Below are 13,252 nucleotides of genomic sequence, written 5' to 3'. Positions count from 1 at the left end.
ATGCACCTATTAACTATTTCTATTTTTGTTATAATTTACTATAACTAATTTTTAAAGTGGAGGCTAATCAAAGTGGATAAAGTTATCGATTATTACAGCAGATTTGATGAGTGGGGACGGTTAGAACGAGAACCTATTGAGTTTCAAGTAAACTGGCATTTTATCAAAAAGCGAAAAAATTAATAATCACCTCTATTTATCATAGAATAAATAGAGGTGATTATTAATGAACCGTTTATTCAAATGGAGTACAAGCATTTTGCTATGTTTGATGTACTGCTTTTTGATTCCCCCTCCTTCTTATGCAAGCGGTGACTATTACTCTTCCTATGCAGAACTGCAGCAGCACGAAATTTTTCACCAAGACTACGACATTCGCTACGAGCAGCGCTTTAGCTATTTATCCATTATGGCCATTCACGGCGGCGGAATTGAACCAGGTACATCAGAAGTTGCCAAAGAACTCGCCGATCGCTTTTCCGCTTCTTATTATTTATTTGAAGGCATCAAGTCCACTAACAACGGAGTTCTGCACATAACCTCAGAAAACTTTGATGAACCGACGGCTAGAGGAATGGCTCAGCAAAGCATGTCCGTTTTGACGATTCACGGCTACAGCGGCAGTCAGCCTATCGTGTATATAGGTGGAAAAAATCAGCTTTATAAAGAGCTGATGAAGCAATCACTGCGCAAAAACGGCTTTACCGTCCGTGAAGCTCCTTCTGACATAGCGGGAACAAGCGAACAAAACATTGTGAACGATAATCTGCTAAAAGCCGGAGTGCAGCTTGAACTCACAGCCGAACTAAGAAAATCATTTTTCGCAAACCATGACTGGTCGAGAAACAACCGCATGAATGTAACACCGCTTTTTTATACATTTGTTACTTCCTTACAAGAAGCATCTTCTTCCTATCAAACTTTCCTTTACCTTCAAGTTCACTAATTTATCGACTCTTGCCTTATTCCTTGATTTCCAGACAAAAAAACCAGCGCAGTCTGTGTAATCAAACGCGCTGGTTTTTATCTATTTCTCTCGCTAAAATAGATCGTTTAAAGCCTTTTTGCTCAAAAAATTCTTTGATTTCACTTGGACTTTGATAAGAAAGTCTAATCACATAGTAGTTAATATATTCAATCCAAGCAAACGCGTAAAGGCCTAGAAAAAAAGCAAGTCCCTTAACCCCTAACTGCATATAGTGGTAAATGAGTACACCTAAACCTAACGTAAGAAGAATTTTATTCATTTTTTTAAAAAGCAGAAACAACTGAATGTAGCTGGAGGGCAAATGAGAATCTTCTTTTCGGCTCACCCGCCTCCATTTCATAAACCAGTACAAGCTTCCTTGAAACAGGATAAACTCAAGTATAATAAAAGCATACACACTTGAAAACGTTGTTAAATAAAAAGCCAGATGAGAAAACTCATTTAAGTACCCTATCCACAGCGCAGCAAACAGTAAAGCTGCCGTAAGCTCTCCTGTCCATAAACCAAACAATTTCCGCTTTACTTTCATAGAAATCCCCCCAGCGTACCTCTCAATCCTTCTGTTCAAACCAAGCTTTAAACAGCAGGTTTACACCTGTTTTTATTTCTCCATCAGACAGTCCTGCAAATCCAAGCAATACATAGGGCGTGTTGTTTTCACCCGCACTATGATAATAAATAGATGTTGGATAAATCGTTACCCCTTGTTTGGCAGCTGCTTCTATTAGTTTCTGTTCACTCATTCCTTTTTTTACCTTAAGAAGAATATGCAAGCCAGAATGTTCTCCAATAACATCTACACGTTCTCCCATAATAGTAGTCAAACAATCTAGCAGCAGCGCTTGTTTTTTACGGTATGCTGTTCTCATTTTATTCAAGTGACGTTCCCAGTGCCCTTCTTTCATAAACAGAAAAAGCGTATGCTGATGAAGCCTTGAAACAGGCTGTTTAAAAAGTCCACAGTGTTTCATATAACTTGTAAGAAGCCGGTGTGGCAGCACGGCATAACTTATTCGAAGAGAAGGCATCAACGATTTTGAAAACGTACCCGTATAAATAACGCGATCGTCTTGATCTAATCCTTGAAGGGCCGGAATCGGTTTTCCTTTATAGCGAAATTCTCCGTCATAGTCATCCTCTATGATATAGCCATTCGTTTCTGCCGCCCACTCTAATAGTTCAAGTCTTCTTGCTATCGGCATGACCATCCCAACAGGAAATTGATGAGACGGCGTAATGTACACCGCATCCGCTCCGCTTTCTTTCAGTTCCTTCACTTTCAAGCCAGAACTATCAAGAGAAATAGGGACGACCGACATGCCTTGTTCTTGAAAAACGTGCCTCGTTCGGTGAAAGCCTGGGTTTTCGAACCCAATTATCTTTTCTTTTCCTAGAATGACAGAAAGCAGCCACATGAGGTACTGTGTACCTGCACCTATCACAATTTGCTCCGCTGTGCAGCGCACTCCTCTTGAATGATAAAGATACGCTGCAATTTCTTGACGAAGAAGCAGTTCGCCCTGTGGATGTCCGCTATAAAAAAGCTGGCTTTCATCATGATAAATTGTTTGAACCGTTAGCTTTTTCCACGTGTTATACGGAAATTTTTCTACGTCTACCTTTCCATGGCTAAAGTCAATGACAGTTGATTTCCCTTCTTCTTGCGGTAAAGAGACATAGGCGGGAGGCTGTTTTTGAAGCACGACTTCATTTTTTATCTCTTTTACAAATGCTCCTTTCCTGGCTAGTATCTCGATATAGCCTTCAGCTTCTAACTGTACATAAGCCGCTTCAACCGTATTTTGGCTAATGCTTAAATGAAGAGCTAACTTTCGTTTAGAAGGCAGTTTTTCATGAGGCGGAATGGTGCCTTTTTGAATTTGTTTTTTTATGTAAGTATAAAGCTGCATGTATAAGGGATCTGCTTTTCTTTTATCGAGCAAAGGCATTAACTCTAACATGATGTTCTTTCCTTTCTAACTGACACTATTAAATTTACTGTTTCTGACACTTATTCTCAGTTCAGATTCTTCATATACTGGACTATATCTTATAAATCAAGGAGATGACACAATGACCATTACTTACAAAACCAACGTCTCAATCCGTGCCGAACAAGCTGCTGAAGTGTTTGTACATTCAGGTATTAAACGTCCGGCACAAGATCTTGATCGGATTCAAAGAATGCTTGATCATGCTTCCCTTACCATTACCGCTTGGAAAGACAGCGAACTCATTGGCATAGCCAGAGCGTTAACAGATTTTAGCTACTGCTGCTATTTATCGGATTTAGCTGTCGTAAAAGACTATCAAAATCAAGGAATCGGCACACAGCTCATCAAGCACGTTCAATCAGAAATCGGTGAAGAAGCCGCGCTCATTTTACTTTCCGCTCCTTCTGCAATGAACTACTATCCAAAAGTCGGCTTTCATCAGATTGATAATGGGTTTAAAATTGGGAGAATTCGGTAGACGCGAAGAAAGGAGCTTCTCCTTTCTTTTTATCCAAACGCCTGAGCTGCTATAGCAAAAAGGTTGCCCTGTCTAGCAGATAGGGAATTGACGCCATACGCCATAACAGGAGGCTCATTTTGAAGCTGAAATCCGTGATTTTCCACAAGTTTCTTTAACGTTTCCTCATGAGAAGACAGGTCAATTCTCAGCTTTTCTTTGTAACTCTTCGCTAGTTCATCAATGACTAGCATTGCTGCTTCAGCGTGTGGAGCAACTACGGGACCAATCACGATATTGCTCGGGGTACGAACCGCTAAACCATAACCCATTATTTTATTTTGTTCGTTTTGTAAGACAACTGCTTTTTCAGCTTGCTGAATTCTACTTTTTAAAAATAGCTTTCTATTATCTCCAAATGCTGCTTCATCAAGCTTTAAAACCTCTTTGAAGTCCCTTCTCGTTAAGGATCGTGTATAAAACCCTGAAGCTTTAAATGCTCTTGGTATGTATTCACTGCTTATATATTTACTTACATAGTCCACGGTTTTGAACCCTGCTTTTTTATATAAGTGCTCACCTTCTTTTGTCGCAATTAAGTAGGCATTCACCTCAGGAGAAAGAATTTGCAAACAGTGCTTCATGAGCTGCCCGGCTAACCCTTGTTTTCGATAATCTTTTCTCACAATTACCATTCCTATAAAAGCTGACTGATTTTCATATAAAACTACTGCTACGCTTGATACAATGTCACCTTTCTCATTTCTATGTCCAAATACGTCTCCAGTTGAAAAAATCGTATGTAAATCCGCTTCGCTATAATCCCATTTTTCCAACTTAGATAGCACTAGCAAACCCTTTATGTCTTTTTCACTAAATCTTTCTATCATTTCTGCCTATTTCCTCCCAACTTTTCGATGCACTGTGTGGCGTTAAAAAACGTAAAACTACCATACTTATCCACTTCCAATTACCATTTAATCATTAATGAATTCTCTAACTAAATAGTACAGAATAAATAGAATATTTTCTACATTATTCATATGTATCAATAATCCCTTCAAAAAAACTAATCATTCGCACATAAACTAATGAAAAAAGACCTCTTTCCAAGAAAGAGGTCTTTTCGTTCATTTCACTAGCTTTTGCTCAGTCCCAGCTGAACCTTGACTTCGTTTATGAAATCCTTTTGCGTAGTACGCGATAATAAGACCGATAAACCATAGTGGTCCGATAATAACTGCAATTCTTGTATCTGGATTGTACGCCATAAGAACAACCACCAGCGCTAGGAACGCAAGTGACACATAAGACGTTAACGGAAATAAAGGCATTTTGTATTTTAACTTTGCCTCTTCACCTTTTTTTAGCGTTTTGCGATACTTAATTTGAGAAAGCAAAATAATTCCCCAAGTCCAAATCGCACCGAATGTTGCAATGCTTGTTACCCACGTAAATACTTTGGCAGGCACAATGTAGTTTAACGCTACTCCGACTAATAACGCACCCGCTGATGCTAAAACAGCTTTTCCAGGTACGCCGCCTTTTGTCAGCTGACCGTATCCTTTTGGAGCTTCTCCGTGCTCTGCTAAGTTAAACAGCATACGGCCTGTACTAAAAATACCGCTGTTACAAGAAGAAAGAGCTGCTGTTAGCACCACAAAGTTAATAATGCCTGCCGCTGCTGGAATCCCGATTTTTTCAAATGTTAATACAAACGGGCTTCCCTGTGAACCAATTTCTTGCCAAGGATAAATCGACATAATGACAAATAATGCACCAACGTAGAAAATAAGAATACGCCAAAAGACCGAATCAATCGCTCTTGCTAGAGATTTTTCTGGATTTTTCACTTCTCCCGCGGTAACGCCGATCATTTCAATTCCTAAATATGCAAACATAACCATTTGCAGCGACAGTAAAATACCTTTGAATCCGTTCGGGAACAGCCCGCCGTTGTCCCATAAGTTTTTAATACCCGTCGCAACGCCGCCGTTGCCGATTCCAAACACAATCATTAATAATCCAACGGCAATCATTAACACAATCGCTAAAATTTTAATAAGTGCAAACCAAAATTCCAGTTCACCATATGCCTTAACAGCTAAGAAGTTAACTGTTGTCATGATGACAAGCGCCGATAACGCCCAAATCCAGTTTGGTACATCCGGATACCAATATCCCATATAAATACCAACGGCTGTAATTTCAGCCATACATGTTACAACCCATAAAAACCAGTAGTTCCAACCTGTTAGATAACCAGCAAGGGGCCCTAAATAGTCGCGCGCGTACTTGCTGAATGAACCTGCAACAGGTTTTTGAATCGCCATTTCTCCAAGTGCTCTCATAATAAAAAACATAATCATTCCGCTAAATCCGTACGCCAATAATATTCCCGGCCCTGCTAATTTAATAGCAGATGCAGATCCAAGAAACAGCCCTACCCCTATGGCTGCTCCTAAGGACATCAGCGTCACATGTCTTTCTTCTAACCCGCGTTTCAATTCTTTCCCCTGAGTTTTCCCCTGCATAAACGTCTCCCCTTTTTCCAATCTGTCAAAACGAGATGAATACAGCTTTTTGTTAGCGCTTTCATATAAATTTATGCTAAAAGTCAGCTAGGCTGTATATTTTTATTCTATCACCTTTCTCTCGTTTTTCTTTTGTCGAAAAACAAAAAAATTATCGTATCATTTTGTTTAAACGCACAATTAGACGTAGACACTGCTTTTTTACTATGTATTTATTATCGCACCTAAGTAATAGTATTTTTTAAAAAATAGAAAAACGCCGACTCAACTCCGTCAGCGCATCGTTCATTTTATGCTTTTTTATAAAACTAGCATTTATCTCGCGGGTTCAAAAGTTTTACAGCCAGGTTCTTCCGTTTCAGAAACATGGTGACTACTTTCAGGACTCACAACGTAAATGGACTCTGCACTGCATTTATTTCCCGATTTCCAATACATGCACTCATTCACTTCACATAATACACCTTGGGCCACTGTTATCCCTCCTTTTTTTGTCTTATCTATTTACTACCCGAAATAGAACGCTTCTAACATTTACATGCAAAAAAACCGCTTGTTTATCAAGCGGATCCTTTTACTGCGTGTGTTCAACATACTGTTTTTTAGCTAAATATAATTCACGACTCAGCGTGATCCGCCGTTCTCTCAAGTTCCTTAATTTAACTTGAAACTGTTCATTAGTTGGCTCTTCTTGAATTAAGCGATACGTAAAAGAAATATCTTCATTTAACTGTTTAAAATCTTCCCATATTTCTTGAACGAGTGCGGATTGTTTGTCTTCAAATGAACGATTTTGCTTCGTTTTTAGCGCGGCTAAAATTTCCTGCTGCCACGTTTCGTCTTTTAGTTCTTTTGCTAACAAGTATAGATCTAAATAATCATCAACGCTTAGCGCCTGTTGTGTATTTTTCAATGTCATCACCTTTTCTATACGAAATGTTTCTTCCTAAGAAGAGGATTTCATCATAGAAAAAGATTCCTCTTCTTATCTGTCAGAGCTAGGCTATGCTGGAATTAGCACCATTCAATAATTGTGGTTGCTGAGGCTTCAAAGGGCCAGTCCCTCCACCTCTCTAGATAAGAATATTTCGTTTTTAAATTATTTCTGACTATTCTAATATGTTTTATATGTTATGTCAATAGCTTTTCAATAAAAAGAAAAAAGAAGTAAAATATGGTATGCTTTCATAAAGGATGGTGAGCACATGAAACGATATATGTTATCTGCTTTTTTGGGAAGCTTGCTGCTGCTTCTCAGCATTGCTTTTTCATCTACTTTCCATATTGCAATTGTCAAAACAACCGGAAGCATTGGAGGGATTATTTTAGCAGCAGCGGCTTTGATTATGAACGCACTTGAAGATCCCCCCTCCTCAGATCATACAGGTAGAGGAGCTGTTGAAGTACTAGATAAAGGCGCTGTTTGGGCTACTTATTTACTTTTACTTTCATTACCGAACCTCATCGCATGTATAACATCTTATGTTTTATGGACTCGCTGACATTCACCAACATTACGGACGTTTTGCCACCTGTAGGCTCATTGATATTTGTTTATCTACAAATCCAAGTTCACGGTACACATGCTGTGCAAAATTCCCAGCATGAACGCTGAGTCTGATTTCAGGGTATCCTTTGATAGACAATTCATCAATTGCTTTTTGCATTAACGGCTTGGCTAGACCTTGCCCGCGGTATTCTGGTAAAACATATAACTCGTAGATAAAGCCAATTTCTGCTTTTGAAAAGAAGTCGGCAGATGGACCGACAAAAACCCAGCCTGCAAGTTTATTTTCTTGTCTAGATACTAAATAATAACACCCTTTTTCAAGGGCATTATCAATTAGTTCATTTACGCGTTCAGTTGACGGTTGAAACTGATGCGTTGTTCCTTCAAACAGCGCATCAGCAGATTTCGTCCGAATTTCCTGTATTTCTTCTTCAGTAGCTTTTGCAATCATCACAATCTCTCCTTTCGTGTTCGTTTTCCACATACAGAGATAAATTCCTGCAAAAAAAAGTCTTCGCCTAAGCGAAGACTTTTATTTAAATTCAAAATGTTCTTGATGGTTGCCTTGTTCATCCGTCCAGTTAATCATGATGTCTAAGCCTGCCGCTTTTCCAGGAACAGCAAAATTGGCATAGCGAAAACGCTGACCGCTTTTGCTTAAGTTAGACCTTCCAATAGGAGAAAACAAGCTGTATTTCGCCTTATTTTTTCCTTCGTGCCGAAAAGCTTGGACCTGCACACGCTCTACGTCTTTTCCAATGTTTTCAACGGTTAATCCATATGTATGATAGACGTTATTTTTCCACTTTAGCTGATTATCTCCCGTCATGCTCGCTTTTGTCAGTTCGACCGACCATTGTTCAGATGATTTCTTCATTGGAAGTTTCTCAATCGAAAGAGCGCTGACATGAATGGTTGCAAAAGCAAGCCAAACAAAACAAAAAGTGCTGACTGTATAAAGTAGTCTTTTCATAGATTTTGATCTCCTTAGAAATTTTAGTAGTAGCATCTCCTATTACCTTAAAAATTATGATAAACACTTTAACAAAAAAGCCTCTCCATTCAGGAGAAGCTTCTTAATTAATGCATCAGCAAATCTTTTTGTGTGTCTAACGAGTGTTTTGTATATAAATCTCTTTCAATCGCATATTTAGGACGCTGTTTCACTTCGTTGAAAATCTTGCCAATGTATTCTCCGACAAGACCTATTCCCATTAGCTGCAGGCCGCCTACAAGCCAAATTGATAAAATAAGAGACGTCCAGCCAATTTGCGTATGATCTAAATATTTTTGAATCAGCGCATAAATGCCAAACAAAATACTAAAGAGAAACGAAGCTCCTCCAAGCAGCGTCAGTAAGCGTATAGGTGCTACGCTAAAAGACGTAATCCCGTCAAATGCAAAAGCGAGCATTTTCTTTAGCGGATATTTTGACTCACCCGCCGTCCGTTCTTTGCGGTCATATGTGACTTCCGTGGAGCGAAATCCTACTAATGGTACAAGGCCCCGCAAAAAGACGTTTCCTTCTTTATATTTCATGAGTTCACCAAGAGCACGTTTGCTCATAAGGCGAAAATCAGCGTGATTTTGAACGAGCTGAATTCCTAGCTTGTTCATAAAACGATAAAACCCTACTGCCGTGGTTCGTTTGAAAAATGTATCGGTTTCTCTGCTGTCTCGAACGCCATATACAACTTCATACCCAAGCCAATATTTCTCTACAAAAGTACGAATGACGCTGATATCATCTTGCAAATCCGCGTCAATGGAAATGACGCAGTCAGATTGCTTATGAGCTGCTTCTAGTCCTGCAAGCAAAGCATTTTGATGTCCTACATTTCGCGCTAACTTTAACCCTTTTACAAACAAATTGCTGCAGCTTTCTTTTTCAATAAGCGACCACGTGCTGTCTTTACTTCCATCGTCTACAAATAAAATAGTGCTTTCACTTGATACAAGTCGTTCATTAATCAGTTCTTTTACTACAGTAGTTAATTGAAAAGACGTCTCTGTGAATACTTCTTCTTCGTTGTAGCATGGAACCACGATCGTTAAAATAGGTCTGTTCATGTTATTGCCCCCTTACTTTGCTTCATATACATACACTTTCCAAGCGGACTGTTTATCGTTAAATGCTTTTAAAAAGTGCAAACCGTCGCTTTCAGCATTTTCAATTGGCACAGCTGAAAAAATATAGCGACCGCCCATTTTTTTAAATTGGCTGATATTAAGCTGCAAATGACGAATTTTTTTCGTTGAGTCTTTTCGGTAATCATATTTTTTACCTAGCTCGCTAACAAACACATAGCAGCGATTGCCCCAGTGATCATAGTAGCTTTCTAGTTTTTTATTTTTATCAAGCTCTTTGGCAATAATTTTGCGAAACTCATGTTTATATGTTAACGGATAGAAGTTGTTATACGTATCTAGCGTATAAAAGCCGTTATACTGAGCAATTGATGGATGAAGCCCTATGCTCGATACGCGATAAGATGATTTAGGTTTTCCAATATATCTGCTTATTTCATCAAACTGATGCACAGCATAAAATTCTTTGACTGAAGGCTCGTGATTGTAGCGATAGTAAAGTTCAGGATTTGCTATAAATAACACAAGCAGCTGTAAAATCAAACATACCCACACAAACTTTTTCCACGCCTTGCTCCTTTTCCATAAAACATAGCTGCCAACGGCAAACATCAAATAAATAATGAGCGGGCGTAAAAAGTGAAATCTAGCAAAGTTGAACGTATTAAAAAGCTGATATTTTTCTTTTAGCGGCTCCCAACCTTTATAAAACCAAAACGCATACCAAATCGACAGTAGTAGATTAAGAATAAATAACTGCAAAAACGTTTTGTCAAGCTTTTCCTTGCGATTTCGAGCAACAAACCACAATACGACAAAAGAAAGCGGTAAAATGACAAAAGTATGAAGCGTCATTACATGCGTATGCCCGAGCGTATAGTTCTTCAAAGCAAGGCGAACGGAATGTCCAAAGCTTAGAGTAGAGCTTAAAAATTCATTTCGACTCGTCGGGGCCTCCGGAAATAAAAGCGAATCAACAAGTCGGTATTCAATGAGCAGAAAGACAGCAGTCATCGCTGCAATACTGCTTAAAAAAGGAATATTCCACGCTCGTTTTTTTACTACGTCTCTTAGCCATAGCAGCCCCATCGCTGCTAAAAAGAAGAAAAACCCGAGCACAAAGCTCGCGTAAAACGGGAGCAGTAAAAGTGTAAGCCATTCCTTCCACGTTCCTTCGCGGTTTCGAATGGTTAAAAACGCCCACAGCGCTAGCGGCTGTCCTAATGTACTCAGCATGCCCGAAGGCCAAAATGGCGTAAGTGCAAAAGCAAGCGATACAAGCACTCGAATCGCATACGCATCCTTGCTTTTAATAAAATGCTTTTTTAATAATAAATACATTCCAATTAAAGCAAATACGCGCGTGATCGTTTGACTCAGGCTGTATGCAAGCATGGTCGGGAATACACCATACAGCCACTGGATACCGCTAAATTCTGTTCCAAACGTATTCCTCGGCAATCCGTTAATAATTTGAGGTAATACGGCATGACTGGAGCCAAACAGCTCTCCGCTTCGATGCAGAACTTTATACCACGTAATATTTGAGTCTAAATTATCATGCACGCGTATATGTGAATTTTCCCCAAGCAAAAACATAGGAGATACATACGCAAGCAGCAAAAGGAAAGCGATAATAAGCAATGTTTTTTCTTTATTCATAGCTGTTTCTTTCTTCATCTGTTAACACCTATTTCCATTTCATAATGACTAAAAGCTAATCGTGGACGACTGCTTCTTTTTTTGTATTAAATACAAAGTATTTTTGACCCGTATAATTTAAAAGCGTATACAGACCTGTTCCAATTAATATACCGACGTCTTTTTTGAACGGATGCACCGCAACAGGAAGTTGATGCAATAACCAGCTGGAGAACTGCAGTCCAATATAGTAAGACAAGCCGTAGCAAATGCCAATAACTAAAATAAAACGCAGTATGCTTTTTGATAAATGAACTCCGCTTTTAAACGTAAATATTCGATTTAACACGTAGCTGACGACTGCCCCCGCTGCATTGCCAACGAACGTCGCTATCCAGTAATGATGAAAGATATGAAGCAACACATACATAATGGAGAGACCTACTGCTGTATTGACCAGTCCCACTACTAAAAAACGTACAAAAGATCCTTTCATATAAACTCCTTTTGATTTTGATACTTTCATAAAAATTACATATTATGACTTTAAATACAGTTTCAGTGTAGCAACTCCACTTAAAAATCTAATGAAAATAACATTAAAAACAGATGAAAAAAAGCTAAAAGAATCAATAAAAATCAGGATTCTTTCAGCTATTTAGTAGAGCCTTCAATCATTAATTTTTGATCGCTTTGATTATCAAACGCATCCACTGCCGCTACTTCTATTTGATACGCAGTATGAGGCTGCAAACCGGATAACGGAAGACTTAAAACATCCGGAACAGGATCGCTGTAATATTGAGAAAATGCATTATATGTTTTGACCACTTTTCCAGTTTCTTTATTTTTGACGGTAATGCGATAAGAATGAACCATCAGATTATCCACCGCTTGCGTAAACTGGATATAAAGCTGATTTGCTGAAGCTTTTTCTTGTATAACAGAAATAGTAGAGCTTGGAAGAAAAATCGGTTTTACTAAATCTCGCTCATTCGTGTAGTGAAATTTTTTTGTATCTGCAGGTATGTCAATTTCCCACGCTTCTCCCGTCCACTTATTTGCGTGAAAATCCCGCCTTTTAACGACTACTTTTCGATTATAAACCTCTACAAGAAGACCTTGACTCACATCTCGGTAGCCAGGAGGAAGTTCACCTTGTAAATATCCAGCACCAGGCCATATATACCGAACAGAAGACGTTGCAAGAGAGGTGAAATCTCTTTGAAAAATAGTACGAGGGTCGTCCAACGGATGGTGGGTATGACCAGAAAACGTAATGACCTGCGGATAAGGTTTTAACGTATTGTAAAGAAGCTGTTCATTCACTTCTATCCCCCATCTGTTTTTCCCGTACAATGTATTGTTAATAGGCTGATGAATAAAGACAAAAATCGGTTTTTTAGGATCGTCTCGCTTTGCTATCTTCAACTGTTCAGCAAGCCAGTTAATTTGTTTGATTGAATAATCACCGGCGGTCAGACGGCTTTCTGTTCCAAGCATGATAAAATGATATCCTTTTATCACTTGATGAAAGTAAAGAGACTTCATTTTGGTTTTAGATAAAAAACGCTGCTGCGCTTGCTGATTGGTTACACTGTCCCGGTATTCATGGTTGCCAATTGTAAAAAGAGACACGGCCTGCGACTGTTTATTTTGATTATAAATAGAAAAAAAGCGATCGTATTCTTTTAACGCGCCTGTGTCGGCCAAATCTCCTACGACTACAAATGCATCTTGTTTCGGTGCCTGTTCATTTAATTGCGTTAATGCATGTTGAAAAGTACGCAAATCAAGCGTTCCTGTTTCCTTAATATGAACATCACTGATCACAGGAAAAACTAGCTTTGGTTCGATGTATCCGCTTCGTCCGCTCTTCTCTTCAGCTCGTACATTTAAGGTAATCCCGCATATAAGAACACTTATTAATACTAAAGCGAGCCAGTCTTTTTTCAGCGTTTCCATAAAACCGCCGAGCATGATGCTTCCTCCTTCCTTCACTGCTGCGTCTCAGTCATTTTCTCTACGTGTATGAGCTTT

The 13,252-nt window shown here is 39.0% G+C and carries 15 protein-coding genes, 1 pseudogene and 1 riboswitch; of the genes and pseudogenes, 4 read left to right on the top strand and 12 right to left on the bottom strand.

What is annotated here, in order from left to right; genetic code table 11:
- Window positions 1-72 precede the first annotated feature (72 nt).
- A pseudogene (locus ACWATA_RS04835) lies at window positions 73-171 on the top strand (class I SAM-dependent methyltransferase); the annotation flags it as partial.
- Window positions 172-226: 55 nt separating this feature from the next.
- A complete protein-coding gene (locus tag ACWATA_RS04830) occupies window positions 227-946 on the top strand; it encodes a poly-gamma-glutamate hydrolase family protein (protein WP_034270640.1) in 720 nt (239 codons plus the stop codon).
- A gap of 61 nt (window positions 947-1,007) precedes the next feature.
- Here ACWATA_RS04830 and ACWATA_RS04825 read toward each other — a convergent pair whose 3' ends face one another.
- Both ACWATA_RS04825 and pdxR read right to left on the bottom strand, forming a co-directional pair.
- Window positions 1,008-1,517 carry a hypothetical protein gene (locus ACWATA_RS04825; protein WP_034270643.1) on the bottom strand — a complete coding sequence of 170 codons (510 nt, stop codon included), beginning with the start codon at window positions 1,515-1,517 and terminating at the stop codon, window positions 1,008-1,010.
- 22 nt (window positions 1,518-1,539) lie between these two features.
- Window positions 1,540-2,949, bottom strand: coding sequence for a MocR-like pyridoxine biosynthesis transcription factor PdxR (gene pdxR / locus ACWATA_RS04820; protein WP_049166046.1), 1,410 nt, complete (start codon window positions 2,947-2,949; stop codon window positions 1,540-1,542).
- 112 nt (window positions 2,950-3,061) lie between these two features.
- On the opposite strand from pdxR, the gene ACWATA_RS04815 reads away from it, so the two are divergent.
- The gene (locus ACWATA_RS04815; protein ID WP_034270649.1) at window positions 3,062-3,460 is read left to right on the top strand and encodes a GNAT family N-acetyltransferase; all 399 of its coding nucleotides are present in this window, start codon (window positions 3,062-3,064) and stop codon (window positions 3,458-3,460) included.
- Window positions 3,461-3,489: 29 nt separating this feature from the next.
- On the opposite strand, the gene ACWATA_RS04810 is transcribed toward ACWATA_RS04815, so the two are convergent.
- From ACWATA_RS04810 to ACWATA_RS04795, 4 genes are all read right to left on the bottom strand, one after another.
- Window positions 3,490-4,329 carry a GNAT family N-acetyltransferase gene (locus tag ACWATA_RS04810; RefSeq protein ID WP_034270652.1) on the bottom strand — a complete coding sequence of 280 codons (840 nt, stop codon included), beginning with the start codon at window positions 4,327-4,329 and terminating at the stop codon, window positions 3,490-3,492.
- 240 nt (window positions 4,330-4,569) lie between these two features.
- Window positions 4,570-5,973, bottom strand: a complete 1,404-nt coding sequence (gene alaP / locus ACWATA_RS04805) for an alanine permease AlaP (RefSeq protein ID WP_224980516.1) — start codon at window positions 5,971-5,973, stop codon at window positions 4,570-4,572.
- A 315-nt stretch (window positions 5,974-6,288) separates the two neighbouring features.
- Entirely contained in the window at window positions 6,289-6,447 is a 159-nt protein-coding gene (locus ACWATA_RS04800) for a DUF1540 domain-containing protein (RefSeq protein ID WP_016765258.1), read from the bottom strand.
- Between the two features lie 100 nt (window positions 6,448-6,547).
- Window positions 6,548-6,892 carry a hypothetical protein gene (locus ACWATA_RS04795; protein WP_230624677.1) on the bottom strand — a complete coding sequence of 115 codons (345 nt, stop codon included), beginning with the start codon at window positions 6,890-6,892 and terminating at the stop codon, window positions 6,548-6,550.
- 63 nt (window positions 6,893-6,955) lie between these two features.
- Window positions 6,956-7,057: riboswitch (SAM riboswitch) on the bottom strand.
- 121 nt (window positions 7,058-7,178) lie between these two features.
- On the opposite strand from ACWATA_RS04795, the gene ACWATA_RS04790 reads away from it, so the two are divergent.
- Window positions 7,179-7,475 (top strand): hypothetical protein, encoded by a 297-nt coding sequence (locus ACWATA_RS04790; RefSeq protein ID WP_033579886.1) that lies wholly within the window; start codon window positions 7,179-7,181, stop codon window positions 7,473-7,475.
- A 12-nt stretch (window positions 7,476-7,487) separates the two neighbouring features.
- Here ACWATA_RS04790 and ACWATA_RS04785 read toward each other — a convergent pair whose 3' ends face one another.
- The 6 genes from ACWATA_RS04785 to ACWATA_RS04760 form a co-directional block, all read right to left on the bottom strand.
- The gene (locus tag ACWATA_RS04785; protein ID WP_028415070.1) at window positions 7,488-7,934 is read right to left on the bottom strand and encodes a GNAT family N-acetyltransferase; all 447 of its coding nucleotides are present in this window, start codon (window positions 7,932-7,934) and stop codon (window positions 7,488-7,490) included.
- Between the two features lie 81 nt (window positions 7,935-8,015).
- Entirely contained in the window at window positions 8,016-8,456 is a 441-nt protein-coding gene (locus tag ACWATA_RS04780) for a YozF family protein (RefSeq protein WP_473049602.1), read from the bottom strand.
- A 107-nt stretch (window positions 8,457-8,563) separates the two neighbouring features.
- Window positions 8,564-9,553, bottom strand: a complete 990-nt coding sequence (locus tag ACWATA_RS04775) for a glycosyltransferase family 2 protein (RefSeq protein WP_048019921.1) — start codon at window positions 9,551-9,553, stop codon at window positions 8,564-8,566.
- 12 nt (window positions 9,554-9,565) lie between these two features.
- Entirely contained in the window at window positions 9,566-11,251 is a 1,686-nt protein-coding gene (locus tag ACWATA_RS04770; RefSeq protein ID WP_473049601.1) for a DUF6044 family protein, read from the bottom strand.
- A 37-nt stretch (window positions 11,252-11,288) separates the two neighbouring features.
- Window positions 11,289-11,708, bottom strand: coding sequence for a GtrA family protein (locus tag ACWATA_RS04765; protein ID WP_033579883.1), 420 nt, complete (start codon window positions 11,706-11,708; stop codon window positions 11,289-11,291).
- 158 nt (window positions 11,709-11,866) lie between these two features.
- Entirely contained in the window at window positions 11,867-13,192 is a 1,326-nt protein-coding gene (locus ACWATA_RS04760; RefSeq protein ID WP_033579882.1) for a metallophosphoesterase, read from the bottom strand.
- Window positions 13,193-13,252: the final 60 nt, after the last annotated feature.

Source organism: Priestia sp. USM5 (genome assembly GCF_058323215.1).
The sequence above is the reverse complement of the archived record's forward strand: the minus strand, read 5'-3'. Positions and strand labels throughout refer to the sequence as shown.

Bases quoted from the DNA above. Each gene is read 5' to 3' on its own strand.
- ACWATA_RS04830 (WP_034270640.1), top strand. From the start codon at position 227: ATGAACCGTTTATTCAAATGGAGTACAAGCATTTTGCTATGTTTGATG.
- ACWATA_RS04825 (WP_034270643.1), bottom strand. From the start codon at position 1,517: ATGAAAGTAAAGCGGAAATTGTTTGGTTTATGGACAGGAGAGCTTACG.
- pdxR (WP_049166046.1), bottom strand. From the start codon at position 2,949: ATGTTAGAGTTAATGCCTTTGCTCGATAAAAGAAAAGCAGATCCCTTA.
- ACWATA_RS04815 (WP_034270649.1), top strand. From the start codon at position 3,062: ATGACCATTACTTACAAAACCAACGTCTCAATCCGTGCCGAACAAGCT.
- ACWATA_RS04810 (WP_034270652.1), bottom strand. From the start codon at position 4,329: ATGATAGAAAGATTTAGTGAAAAAGACATAAAGGGTTTGCTAGTGCTA.
- alaP (WP_224980516.1), bottom strand. From the start codon at position 5,973: ATGCAGGGGAAAACTCAGGGGAAAGAATTGAAACGCGGGTTAGAAGAA.
- ACWATA_RS04795 (WP_230624677.1), bottom strand. From the start codon at position 6,892: ATGACATTGAAAAATACACAACAGGCGCTAAGCGTTGATGATTATTTA.
- ACWATA_RS04790 (WP_033579886.1), top strand. From the start codon at position 7,179: ATGAAACGATATATGTTATCTGCTTTTTTGGGAAGCTTGCTGCTGCTT.
- ACWATA_RS04785 (WP_028415070.1), bottom strand. From the start codon at position 7,934: ATGATTGCAAAAGCTACTGAAGAAGAAATACAGGAAATTCGGACGAAA.
- ACWATA_RS04780 (WP_473049602.1), bottom strand. From the start codon at position 8,456: ATGAAAAGACTACTTTATACAGTCAGCACTTTTTGTTTTGTTTGGCTT.
- ACWATA_RS04775 (WP_048019921.1), bottom strand. From the start codon at position 9,553: ATGAACAGACCTATTTTAACGATCGTGGTTCCATGCTACAACGAAGAA.
- ACWATA_RS04770 (WP_473049601.1), bottom strand. From the start codon at position 11,251: ATGAAGAAAGAAACAGCTATGAATAAAGAAAAAACATTGCTTATTATC.
- ACWATA_RS04765 (WP_033579883.1), bottom strand. From the start codon at position 11,708: ATGAAAGGATCTTTTGTACGTTTTTTAGTAGTGGGACTGGTCAATACA.
- ACWATA_RS04760 (WP_033579882.1), bottom strand. From the start codon at position 13,192: ATGCTCGGCGGTTTTATGGAAACGCTGAAAAAAGACTGGCTCGCTTTA.